General features: G+C 63.3%; 8 protein-coding genes. 4 read left to right on the plus strand and 4 right to left on the minus strand.

The window, feature by feature from the left end:
* Nucleotides 1–29: 29 nt before the first annotated feature.
* The 3 genes from AUC43_RS06960 to AUC43_RS06970 form a co-directional block, all read right to left on the minus strand.
* A complete protein-coding gene (locus AUC43_RS06960) occupies nucleotides 30–3089 on the minus strand; it encodes a TonB-dependent receptor domain-containing protein (protein ID WP_068191355.1) in 3060 nt (1019 codons plus the stop codon).
* Between the two features lie 60 nt (nucleotides 3090–3149).
* Nucleotides 3150–4181, minus strand: a complete 1032-nt coding sequence (locus tag AUC43_RS06965; protein ID WP_068191357.1) for a FecR family protein — start codon at nucleotides 4179–4181, stop codon at nucleotides 3150–3152.
* A gap of 278 nt (nucleotides 4182–4459) precedes the next feature.
* Nucleotides 4460–5101 carry an RNA polymerase sigma factor gene (locus AUC43_RS06970; protein WP_068191359.1) on the minus strand — a complete coding sequence of 214 codons (642 nt, stop codon included), beginning with the start codon at nucleotides 5099–5101 and terminating at the stop codon, nucleotides 4460–4462.
* 255 nt (nucleotides 5102–5356) lie between these two features.
* On the opposite strand from AUC43_RS06970, the gene fdhD reads away from it, so the two are divergent.
* From fdhD to AUC43_RS06985, 3 genes are all read left to right on the plus strand, one after another.
* Nucleotides 5357–6250: a formate dehydrogenase accessory sulfurtransferase FdhD gene (gene fdhD, locus AUC43_RS06975; RefSeq protein WP_068191361.1), complete on the plus strand. Its 894-nt coding sequence runs from the start codon at nucleotides 5357–5359 to the stop codon at nucleotides 6248–6250.
* 78 nt (nucleotides 6251–6328) lie between these two features.
* Complete coding sequence (locus AUC43_RS06980; protein WP_068191364.1) at nucleotides 6329–6652, plus strand: DUF7009 family protein; 324 nt, start codon at nucleotides 6329–6331, stop codon at nucleotides 6650–6652.
* 411 nt (nucleotides 6653–7063) lie between these two features.
* Nucleotides 7064–9616 (plus strand): FdhF/YdeP family oxidoreductase, encoded by a 2553-nt coding sequence (locus AUC43_RS06985; RefSeq protein WP_068191366.1) that lies wholly within the window; start codon nucleotides 7064–7066, stop codon nucleotides 9614–9616.
* 156 nt (nucleotides 9617–9772) lie between these two features.
* On the opposite strand, the gene hemA is transcribed toward AUC43_RS06985, so the two are convergent.
* A complete protein-coding gene (gene hemA / locus AUC43_RS06990; protein ID WP_068191367.1) occupies nucleotides 9773–11044 on the minus strand; it encodes a glutamyl-tRNA reductase in 1272 nt (423 codons plus the stop codon).
* Between the two features lie 137 nt (nucleotides 11045–11181).
* On the opposite strand from hemA, the gene AUC43_RS06995 reads away from it, so the two are divergent.
* On the plus strand, nucleotides 11182–12219 hold the full coding sequence (locus AUC43_RS06995) for a DMT family transporter (RefSeq protein WP_082684960.1): 1038 nt from the start codon (nucleotides 11182–11184) through the stop codon (nucleotides 12217–12219).
* Nucleotides 12220–12225 lie beyond the last annotated feature (6 nt).

Genomic DNA, 12225 nt, shown 5'->3' on the forward strand with positions numbered 1-12225 from the left:
CTGCTCAGCAGGACGAGCTGGAGAGGTTGCTAAAACGTAAACGTGGCGTTGGTGTAGTAATAGGCGCCGTTGAAGCCGAACTGCGCCGCGTTGCGGGTATAAGGAATCTCGCCGTTGGAGTAGCTGCCAAAGCGCCTCGAATCGACCCGGTCGGGGTACACGTTGAACAGGTTATTTCCGCCCACGGTGATGGACACGGCTTTGGCCGGATTGTACACCAGGGCCAGGTCAATCAGGGTCTTACCCTTGAACTCCTGGCTGATGTGGGGCACATAGACCACGGCACCATTCACGGTTTTGTTAGCCGGTTTCTCGTAGGCCGTTACGGCCCCGAAGTAGGAGGCGCGCGGCGTGATGCTGAACTTACCCCAGGTGTAGGTGGCCGAGAGCAGCACCTTCTGGCGGGGCTGCGCCCGCTCAATCAGCCCGATGCTGACGGTGTCAATCAGCAGAATACGGTTGGCGGTGCCGGCCTGCAGGGCGGCGGGCGTGGCGCCGGTGCGCACGATGTTGGTCTGGTTGAAGGTCAGGGCCAGGCTGGCGCTCAGGCGGCTGCGCTCGCTGAAATCGGTTTTGTAGGTCGATACCAAATCCAGGCCGCGGGTGCGGGTGTCGATGGCGTTGGTGAAGAAGCGGATTTCGCTGATGCCCGCGAAGTCCGGAGTCTGCAGGGCCTTGATGTTGCTCTTAATCAGGCGCTCGCTGTCGATGATGCGGTCCTGAATGTCAATCTGGTAGGCATCGAGGGTGAAAAGCAGGTTCTGGTTCACCTGCGCGGCCACCCCGGCGCTGTAGTTCCAGGAGGTTTCGGCCTTGGGCGCGGCCACGCCCAGCGGAATGAGGCGGGCGTCGTCGTTGCGCAGCTGCTTGGTTTGCACAATGGCGCCGCTCTGCACCGTTGAGGTCGTCACGCTGTTAAACGTCTGCTGCAGCGAGGGCGCCCGGAAGCCCCGGTTGATGGAGCCGCGCAGCGAAATGCCCTCCGTCAGCTTGAAGCGGCCGGCAAATTTGCCCGAGATGTTGCTGCCAAAATCGGAATAGTTCTCGTAGCGCAGGGCCGTGGTGAGGAGCAGGCGCTCGGTGAGGTCGCTTTCGAGGTCCACGTACACGCCCACGTTGGTGCGGGTGGCGTCGGTCTCGTCCTCGGGGGCAATGCCCGGCCGGCCGTTCGAGCCCGGCGACTTGCCGGCGCTGGTGGCCAGTGGCCCGGCAAAGTACGACTCGGCGCTGCCGCGCTTGAGCTGGAACCGGTCGGCCCGGAACTGGCTGCCAAAGGCTACGTTGAAGGATTTGGTGCCGAACAGGCCCGTGTAGTTGCGGCTCACGTTCACCTCGCTGGTGCTCTGCCCAAAGGCGCTGCGGCCCACGTAAAAGTCCGTTGGCGAAGCCGTGCCCATTGAGGCATTGGCCGTTTTGTTGGCGTAGAGGTCGAGGTAGTTGTAGCCGTAGCCGGTGCTGAAATCGAGGTTCCAGCCGCCGGCCAGCTTGCGGTTCAGGCCCACTACGGCCGAGTAGTCGTCGGAGCGGCCGGGCAGCTCAGGCAGGTAGCCGTCGGGGTGCAGGGGGCTGTAGTTGGAACCGTTCGGGGCGGCGTTGCGGAAAAAGCCGTAGGCCAGAATGTCCTTGCGCGAGTAGCCGCCGAAGCTGTACACCGACCATTTGCTGTCGCCCAGCGGCACGCCCAGGTTATAAAATCCCTGGTAGATGTCGGCCTGGTTGCTGCCGTACACGCCCACTTTGATAGGGGTGCCCACGGGGCCGTACACGCCGCGTTCGGCCCGCTTCTGGTTTTCGTTGACGAGCTGGGTGGCCGTAGGGGCGGCGGGCAGCGTGCCCGGCGCGTTGAACGTGTTGTAGATGCCGCCCACGTAGTTGTCGGTGCGGTTGGTCTGGCCCTGGTGCTGGTATTGCAGGGTGAAGTTGGCGTAGCCGGGGTTGGTTTTGCCCAGCTTCACGCCGTAGTTGGCGCCGGCCAGGTACTGGGCGCCGTCGCCCTGCTGGGTGATGCCGTACTGCACCTTGGCCGTGGCAATGCCGGTGCTTTTATTCAGCCCCAGGTTAATCACGCCGGCAATGGCGTCGGAGCCGTACTGGGCGGCCGCACCGTCGCGCAGCACCTCGATCCGCTCGATGGCCAGCGACGGAATGGCGTTCAAATCCGTCACTACCGTGCCCGCGCCCACCGTCACGTTCAGGTTCAGGGCCGAAAACTGGTGGCGGCGCTTGCCGTCCACGAGCACCAGCACTTGGTCGGGCGAGAGGCCGCGCAGCGAGGCCGGGTCGGCGTAGTTGGCCACGCCGTTCACGCCGGTTTTGGCCGAGTTGAACGAGGGCGAGTTGAACTGCACCTGCTGGCCCAGGTCGGTCTGGCCCGTTAGCTGCAGCTCCTTGGCATTGAGCACGTCGACGGGCGAGGGCCGTTCCACGTCGGTGCGGGGCAGGCCGCGCGAGCCCACCACCGTCACGTCGCCGAGGTCGGTGGCGCTGGCCACCAGCCGCACGTCAAACGTGGTGCGGTCGCCCACCACCAGCTGCTGGCTCTTGAAGCCGATGGCCGAAATGACCAGTGTGGCGCCGGGCTGCACTTTCAGCGCGAAGCGGCCTTCGCCGTCGGTGCCGGTGCCGTTGTTGGTGCCCTGCTCCAGTACGGTGGCGCCCGCCATGGGCTGCCCCTCGGCATCAAGCACCCGGCCCGAAATGGGGATGACGGCTGCCCGCACGGCCGGCGCCAGCACAATGCCGCTGTTTACTACCTCGTAGCCGATGCGCAGGGGAGCCAGCAGGGTTTCGAGCACGCCGCTCAGGGGCTCGTCCACGGCCGCCACGCTCACCCGGCGCTCGGCCCCGATAAGCTGCTGGCTATAGAGAAAGCGGATGTGCACCTGGCTTTCGATGGTGGCCAGCACGGTTTTCACCGGCTGGGCTTCGAGCTGTAGCGTTACGTGGCGCGCCAGCACATTATCGGCGGCGGGCCGGGTTGCGGCGGACACCGCCGGAGCTGCGGCCACCAGCCCCGGCTGCAGGGCCAATAGCAGAAACGCAAAAGTCAGCCGGGCAGCAGCGCGGCAAAAAGGGTAAGCGTGCAACATGGAAAACGAGTATATGGTGGGAATTTTAAAATGCAGGCAGGAGAGCGGCGGCCATAGGGGCTACTCGCTCAGGCAGCCGCGGCTGCGGAAAATGATGGCGTCGTCGGTGCGCTCGTAGCTGGCGCCGAGGGTTTTGCAGAGTAGGTCAAGTTTCTCGAATAAGTTTTCGGTGCCAAAGGCCAGGCTTACGGTGCAGCCCGCCAGCGCCGCCCCATCGTAGCGAATGGGCACGCCGTAGCCGTCCTGCAGGCTGCCTAGCACCTCGGCCACCGGCCGCTCGTCGAAGCTCAGGGGCTCGGGTCGCAGCAGGGCCGGCTGGGCCACCAGCACGGGGCGCAGCGCCGGCACGGCCGGCGAGTACACCACTTCCTGGTTGGGGCGCAGCACCACGGCCGCATCGGGGGCGGCGGGCTGTCCGGGGCGCGGGCTCACGCGCACGCGGCCGGTGCGCACCTGCACCGTGGCTTCGGCCTGGCCGGGCACGGCCCGCACCGTGAAGCTGGTGCCCAGCACCACGGTTTCTAGTTTATCCGTGAGCACCCGAAACGGGCGGGTGGCGTCGTGAAATACCTCGAAGAACGCCTCACCGCGCAGCTCCACTACCCGCTCCTGGCCGGGCGCAAAGCGGGCCGGGTAGCGCAGGCGGCCGCCGGGCTGCAGTGTTACGGTGCTGCCATCGGCCAGGGAGAGGGGCAGGGGGCGGCCCGTGGCGTTGGTGCCCACCCGCCAGCCGCCGGGTTCGGGTGCCACCGTCAACTTCTGCGCCAAAGGAGCGGGGCCGGTAGCCAGCCCGACCGACGCACGGCGGGTGCCCACCCAACCCAAGCTCAGGCCCAGCACCAGCATAGCTGCAGCTGCCCAGCGCAGGGCCGGCGTGCGCCAGCCGACCGGCCGGGGCCGCGTGCGCGCTTGAATTTGCTGCCAGGCGCGGGCCTTGGTGGCGGCCTGCTCGGCCGCAGTAGGCACCGGTGCCGACAATGGCCGCGGCATGTCGCGGGCTTCGTACCACTGGTCCACGGTCCATGCTTCGCCCTCCGAGCAGTCGTCGTGCAGGTAGCGGTTCAGTAAGGTGACTAGGTAGGAGGGCTTCATGCGCAGCAGGCCGGGAAGGGAGGCCTGCTAACAAGTCGGGCGAAGCCCCACGGCACCCTAGTGAGAAGGTGAAATTTATTTTCCGGTCTGGTTATTTGAAGTGAATTGGAGACACTAGGTCAAAAAAGACGGTCGTGCTGAGCTGGTCGAAGCATCTCTCCCGCAGGAGTAATTATTTACTTGCGCAGGAGAGATGCTTCGACCAGCTCAGCACGACCGTTCTTTTAAATGGCTGCCCACAACTCCAGACGGTCAGGAAGCTGCCTTTCTTGTTGCCGTCAGCCGTTCAGCACGGCCAGCAATAGGACGCTGACCATGAACTCGCGCAGGCAGCCGCGCAGCATCCGGAGCGAGCGAGCCAGGTGATACTCTACAGTTTTGGGCGAAACCTGTAGATGGGCCGCGATTTCGGGCACCGTGCGGTGCTCTAGGCGGCTGAGGCGGAACACCTCGCGGGCGTGGCCGGGCAGGCGGCGCAGGCTGGCGGCCAGCGCGGCGGCCAGGTCGCCCACGGCCACGGCTTCTTCGGTGCCGCGGTGGGCCGACGGGGCGGGCGGGGCCGCGGCGTGGGCCTGGCGCACGGCCTGGGCCCGGATGCAGTCGATGACCCGATACTTCAGCGCCGTGAACAAGTAGGCCTTCAACTGTTCGATGCCGGCGGCACGGTGGCGTTTGTCCCACAGGGCCACAAACAGGTCCTGCACTACCTCTTCGGCCTCGTGGGGGCAGCCCAGCTTGCGGCAGGCGTGGGCGTGCAGGTCGTCCCAGTACCGCTCGTAGATTTCGGCGAACGCCTGCTCGTCGTCCTGGGCCAAGGCGCGGAGCAACGCCGCGTCGTCGCAGGCCGCCACGGGGGCGGCCGGGGTATCTAGCGAAAACGGGAGGACTTTCATCGAAATCAGCAGGTTAATAAGCATCATCAAATCCGGGCAGCGGAATCGATTGCGGAAAAAAGCGAGGGCCGGGAAAACGCGAAAGAGGGACCCGAGAGGTGATAAAATGCTTGACAAGCGTAATTAGGCCATTCGGCACAAAACTACCTGCTGCAATGTACTGTTTACGGAGCATATAATTGGTGCCTCAGGCTAATTATTTCTTCCCACTGCATCGGTGCAAGGCCTTGGCAATTAAGGCCCTGTTGTCGGTTTTTGCTTTCCTTTTCGACTTCCGTTGCTATGGAGCCCGCCATTCTCTTACCCGCTGCCAGCTACGAATTTGCCACCATCCAAAAAGTGGGCGGTGCTGGCCCGCCCGTGTCCGCCTCCGACCAACTCGCGGCCGAGGAGCCGCTGGAAATTCGCGTGGGCTTCGAGGTAGCGGGCCAACGCGAGCACCGCACCCTGTCCGTGACCATGCGCACGCCCGGGCACGACGAAGAGCTGGCCGCCGGCTTTCTGCTCACCGAGGGCATCATTCATCAGAAAGCCGACCTGCTGGGCATCATCCCCTGCCCCGACGTGCAAAAGGCCGAAGAAGCCGGCAACGTAACCCGCGCCGAGCTGGCCGCGCACGTGCAAGTCGATTTCTCGGCCATGGAGCGGCATTTCTACACCAGCTCCAGCTGTGGCGTGTGCGGCAAAACCAGCATCGACGCCGTGCGTACCGCCTCCTGCCCCGTGCTGCCCACCAACGGCCCCTACCTGACCTACGACGCCGTGCACCAGCTTCCCGAGCGCCTGCGCGCCGCCCAGGCCGGCTTCGAGCAAACCGGCGGCCAGCACGCCTCGGCGCTGTTTAGCCCGGCTGGCGAGCTGCTGTTGCTGCGCGAAGACGTGGGCCGGCACAACGCGCTGGACAAGGTCATCGGCGCGGCGCTGCTGGCCGATTGGCTGCCGCTGCACCAGCACGTGCTGCTGGTGAGCGGACGTGTGAGCTTCGAGCTGGTGCAAAAAGCTGCCGCCGCCGGCATTGGCATCTTGGCGGCCGTGGGTGCCCCTAGCAGCTTAGCCGTACAGGCCGCCGAAAGCTTTGGTATGACCGTACTTGGCTTCGTGCGCCAGCAGCGCTACAACATCTATTGCGGGGCCTGGCGCCTGGTGGGCGACACGAGTAAAAAGGCTGAACAGTAATAATTTATACGGAAAAAGCCTTTATCTTTTGCCGATTGCCTGCGTACTAATTCCAGCTCACGCTTATTTATTTGCCCAATGAAACTCCGCTTCGAAGACAACTCCATTCGCCTCCGCCTCTCCGAAGCCGAAGTAACCCGCTTTGCCGAAACCGGGCGGGTGTCCGTGGTGGTGCCCCTGGGGCCTACGGAGCGCGAGAGCCTGACGTATGCGCTGGAGCGGTCCGAAACGGAAGAATTCCGCATCACCCACGGGGCAGGCGCCATCACCATCAAAGTGCCGGCCGCCCTGGCCACCAAGTGGACCAGCACCGACCAAAACGGCCTCAGCGCCACGCTCATGATGGCCCAGCGCCAGCCGCTCAAGGTGTTGGTTGAAAAGGATTTGGAGTGCCGCCACTAGCACCGGGCCCACTATAAGGTTGGCTCCTGGGCGTTGCGCTGCATCGGCCCGAGAATGCCTGCTTCCCCATGGATTCGAGCCGCGGCCGTAACCTCTGCCAGTACTTCCGCGTCTGACAACCAGAAAAGACTTCGGCCGCCTGCTGAGCCCGGTGTAAAAATTGAGCTGCCTGCGTAAATTCGAATAAAATCGAAGTGAATAGCCGGCTGTTTGCCACCGCATTGCGGCTGCCCTGTGCCAGCACGAGCAGGGCAGCCGCAACGCCGGCCACGGATGGTCCGCATCTATTTCGCCCTTGGCTATCTAGTCTGAAGACCCAGTAGCTGAAGCGGCGGCTAAAACAAAATTGGGCTGCCGGCATTACGTTGTCTGGTTGAGTTATATTCCTCTTTCTAATTAGTTTTGCTTGTCATGGAAAAATCCCCCGCCGAAGACCCCCGCCAAGCTGGCAAAACCGAACAGCAAGGAGCGGAAGACAATGCCCCCAAAAGCGGCGAGCGGCCCGACCAGGGCAAAGCCCCCGCGCCTGACCACTACCGCTCCGACCCCAACCGGACGCACGTGCACGCCCACATTCCGGCCCCCGACGTGGCCAATGCCAAGTACCTTAATCCCATCCTGGCCCAACCACCCGAAGCCCTCACCGGCCTCAAGCTGGAGGGCCGCGCCAAAATCGCCGCCGGAGTCACGGCCGTTATCAAGTCCATGCAGTTCAGCTGGACGGAGGGCGGCGTGGGGCGCGGCAGCAAGGCCCTGCTCGGTCTCAACCAAAAGGACGGGTTTGACTGCTCCAGCTGCGCCTGGCCCGACCCCGACGAGCACCGCTCGGTGGCCGAGTTCTGCGAGAACGGCGCCAAAGCCACCGCTTCCGATGCCGACGACAAAGCTGCTGGCCCCGAGTTTTTTGCCAAGCACAGCCTGGCCGAACTTTCGCGCATGACCGACCGCGACCAGAACAATGCCGGCCGCCTCACGCACCCAATGGTAAAGCGCCCCGGCGACAACCACTACTCGCGCATTTCCTGGCCCGATGCCTTCCAAATCATTGCCGATAACCTGAACGCGCTGGACTCGCCCGACGAGGCCGTGTTCTACACCTCGGGCAAGGTGCCCAACGAGCCGGCCTTCCTGTTCCAGCTGTTTGTGCGCGAGTTTGGCACCAACAACCTGCCCGATTGCTCCAACATGTGCCACGAGAGCAGCGGCTCGGCCCTTAGCCCCACGTTGGGCCTGGGCAAAGGCTCCGTCACGCTCAATGACATTCACGATGCCGAAGTCATCCTCGTCATCGGCCAGAACCCGGGCACCAACCACCCGCGCATGCTCTCGGCCCTGCAAAAGGCCAAGCGCAACGGCGCCAAAATTATCAGCGTGAACCCGCTGATTGAAGCCGGCCTCAACCACTTTAAGAACCCGCAGGATTTCATGAACCCGCTGCGGGCCCTGGGCGCGCTGATGGGCGACGGCACCCAGATTACCGACGTGTTCCTGCAAGTGCGCGTGGACGGCGACATGGCCCTGCTCCGCGGCATCATGAAGCACCTGTTCGAAGCCGAGGACCTGAACCCCGGCCAAGTGGTAGACCGCAAATTTATCGACGAATTCACGGTCGGATTCGATTCGTTTGAGCAGAACATCCGCAACACGAGCTGGGAAGAAATCGAGGAAATCAGCGGCATCTCGCGGGCCCAGCTCCTCGAAGCGGCCAACCTCATTGCCCACAAGCAGAAAATCATCACCTGCTGGGCCATGGGCGTCACGCAGCAGCGCCAGGGCGTGCAGACCATCCAGGAAATCGTGAACCTGCAGCTCATGAAGGGCGCCATCGGCAAGCCCGGCGCGGGCACCTGCCCGGTGCGGGGCCACTCCAACGTGCAGGGCGACCGCACCATGGGCATTTGGGAGCGCATGCCAAAACCCTTTATGGAGGCGCTGGAAAAGGAATTCCACTTCACGCCCCCCACCAAGGACGGCTTCGACGTGGTGGAGGCCATCAAGGCCATGCGCCTGGGCCACACCAAGGTGTACTTCAGCCTGGGCGGCAACCTGCTGGCCGCCGGCCCTGATACCGAGATGATAGCCGAGGCCATGCGCCGCCAGAAGCTCACCGTGTTTGTGGGCACCAAGCTCAACCGCGGCCACCTCGTCACCGGCGAAACCAGCCTGCTGCTGCCCACCTTCGCGCACGTCGACATCGACATGCAGAAATCGGGACATCAGATGACCAGCTGCGAAAACTCCATGGGCATCGTCAGCCAGAACAAAGGCATCCTGGTGCCACTCGCCGGCGACCAGCTCAGCGAAGTGGCCATCATCTGCGGCATGGCCATTACCACCCTAGGCGACAAAACCAAGACCGACTGGGTGGCCATGACGGAGAACTACGATGTCATCCGCGACCATATCGCGCGCGTGATTCCCGGCTTCGAGGACTTTAATGAAAAGCTGCGCAAGCCCGGCGGCTTCTACCTGCCCAACGGTCCCCGCGAGCGCAAATTCACCACGGCCGATGGCAAGGCCCACTTCACAACCACCACGCTGGAGAAGTACCAGATTGAGCCAGACCAGCTCATTCTGATGACGGTGCGGAGCCACGACCAGTTCAACACCACCATCTACGAGTACAACGACCGGTACCGCGGCATCCACGGCGAGCGCCGCGTGCTGTTCATGAACCAGGCCGACATGGACGAGCGCGGCATCAAAGCCAAGGACCTCATCGACATCACCAGCCACTTCCAGGGCGAGGAGCGCCGGGTCGAGAAGTTCGTGGCCGTGCCTTACGACATCCCTAAAGGCAACGTATCGGCCTACTTCCCCGAAGCTAACCCGCTGGTGCCCATCTCCAGCGTGGCCAAAATCAGCAACACGCCCACCTCGAAATACGTGGTGGTAACGGTGGTGCCCACCGCCGTGAACAACGACGTGCGCATCAAGGACCGCGAGAAAATGATGGCCGAGTAGAACCTCACCCCCGGCCCCTCTCCCGCGGGGAGGGGAGCCTGCCGTTAAACAATAAAAAGGCCCAGCTCAATATTGAGCTGGGCCTTTTTATTTCAAGTTGAGCTAACCCTGGTGCCGTGGCTCCCCTCTCTTTTGGAGAGGGGCCGGGGGTGAGGTCTAAGCCGGAAGCCCCGACTTCTCCAAATCGAACAGCTCCGCCAGCAGCTCTACCATTTGCCCATCGTCGTCGCGCTTGCAGGCGGCTTTGAGCTGTAGCACGTGCTGCTTGAGAATCTTCTGCATCAGCGAGCGGGTGGCTTCGTCGAGGAGCTTGCTTTCGGCGGGAGTGGCTTTTTTCTGGTAGCGCTCCAGCTCCTCCTGGCGCAGGGCTTCGAGGCTGGCCTTCATCTTTTGGATGAGGGGCGAAACCATCATTTCTTTAGCCCAATCCTGCAGGCCTGCGATGCTTTCGGCGATGATGGCGCGCACCTGGGGCACGGCCGCCAGGCGGGTTTGCAACGCCGCCGAGGCCTTGCTTTGGATGGCGTCTATGTTGTAGACCAGCACGCCGGGCACCAACTCCACATCGGCTGCAATGCTGCGGGGCACGCTCAGGTCCACGAAGAACTTGAAGCTGAGCACGTCGAGGTTATCCACCAGCTCGCGGGTGAAGAACGGCTCGGCACGGTTGATGGAGGAAATGATGACGTCGGCTTCCTTGAGTGCAGGCACCAGGTCTTCGAAATCAACTAGGCGCATGCCGCATTCGGCAGCCAGCTCCTCGGCTTTGCCGCGCGTGCGGTTGCAGATGGTGATGTCGCTGAAGGACTTGCTCGCAGCCAAGTGGCGGCACACGTCGGCGCCGATTTCGCCCAGCCCCACTACCAGCACGCGCGGGTTGGCCACGTCGGCGGTCAGCTCTTCTACCAGCTCCAGGGCAGCGTAGCTCACCGAAGCGGCCCCGTCGCGGAAGCTGGTTTCGGTCTGTACGCGCTTGTTGGTGAAGAACACCGTGTGCAGCAAGCGGTGCAGGAAGGGCCCCGCGGCGTCGGCATCGGCGGCCCATTGGTAGGCCAGCTTCACCTGGTTGCTGATTTGTAGGTCGCCTACTACCTGCGCGTCGAGGCCCATGGCCACTTCAAACAGGTGCTGGGTGGCGGCATCGGCCTCGAGCAGCAAATCGAAATACGGGAGAAACGAACCGACATCGGAGCGGCCTTTCAGGTCGCCCAGGGCGAGGATAATTTCGCGGCTGCGGTCGTCTTCGGCCGCATAATACACTTCGGTGCGGTTGCAGGTACTCAGCACCAGCAGGTCGGACAGACCCAAATCGTGGTGCAAGGTGTGCAGGAAACGGCGGCATGCAGCTTCGTCCAGCGAAAGCAGCTCGCGAATGGCGAGGGGGGCTTTCTTGAAGGAGAGACTAACGGCCTTGAACGGATGCGACATAGACTGAATCGGCACGAAACCGGACCACAAAATTACGGCAGGAATCGGCAAGAATGAAACAGGCAGCACAAGACTAGGGTTCGGAGCAAATTGTATTTCCCCGGAAGCCCCACCGGGGCCGCCCGTACCTTTGTGCCATGCTGCCTACAAACCCACCCGTTGCTGATACTTCACTCGTTGCCGATGCCGCCGCAGTTGCCTCCGGCACGGCCGCCCCGACCAGTAAAGTGTCCACTGCCAGCCCCAAGCCATCGGAATTGCCTAAAAACTTGCCCGCTGCACCCGGGGTGACCACGCCGCTGGCGTGGGCGCTGCTGCTGATTCTGGCCACTATCTGGGGCACGTCTTTTATTTTAATGAAAAAAGGACTGGTCGTGTTCTCGGCCATGGAGCTGGGCGCTACCCGCGTGAGTGTGGCGGCGCTGCTGCTGCTGCCGTTTGCCCTGCGCCACGTGGGCACCGTAGAGCGCAGCCGTTTCAAGTGGCTGGCTTTGAGCGGCGTGGTGGGCACGCTGATACCGGCCTTTCTCTTTGCCTACGCCGAAACCAAGCTGGCCTCGGGGCTGGCCGGCGTGCTCAATGCCCTCACGGTGGTGTTTACGCTGCTGGTAGGTGCTTTGCTGTTTGGGCAGCGCCTCACGGGCCTGCGGGTGCTGGGCATCACGCTGGGGCTGGTGGGCACGGTAGTGATGCTGCTGCTCGGCGGCAGCGGCGGCACCGATACGCCCACCGGCGAAGGCAACGCCTGGTACGGCATCTACATACTGGTGGCCACCATTGGCTACGGTCTGAGCGTGAACGTGATAAAACACCGCCTGGGCGGCATGACGCCCATGGCCGTGACGGCCGTGCTGCTGCTGCTCATCGGCGGGCCCGCGCTGGCGTACCTACTGGTAGGCACCGGCTTTTTGCACAAGCTGGCCACCGTGCCGGGGGCCTGGGCGGCGTTTGGCTACATCGCGCTGCTGGCTACCATGAGCACGGCGGTGGCCATGGTGCTCTTCAACCGCCTGATTCAGCAGTCGACGGCGCTCTTTGCCTCGTCCAGCACTTACCTCATTCCCATCGTCGCGCTGGCCTGGGGCGCGCTCGACGGCGAGGCCTTCAACCTCTGGCACTTCCTGGGCATGCTGATAATTCTGGCCGGGGTGCTGATTATTCACCGGGCGCGGTAGGTAACG

This window comes from Hymenobacter sedentarius, from assembly GCF_001507645.1.
Lineage (GTDB): Bacteria > Bacteroidota > Bacteroidia > Cytophagales > Hymenobacteraceae > Hymenobacter > Hymenobacter sedentarius.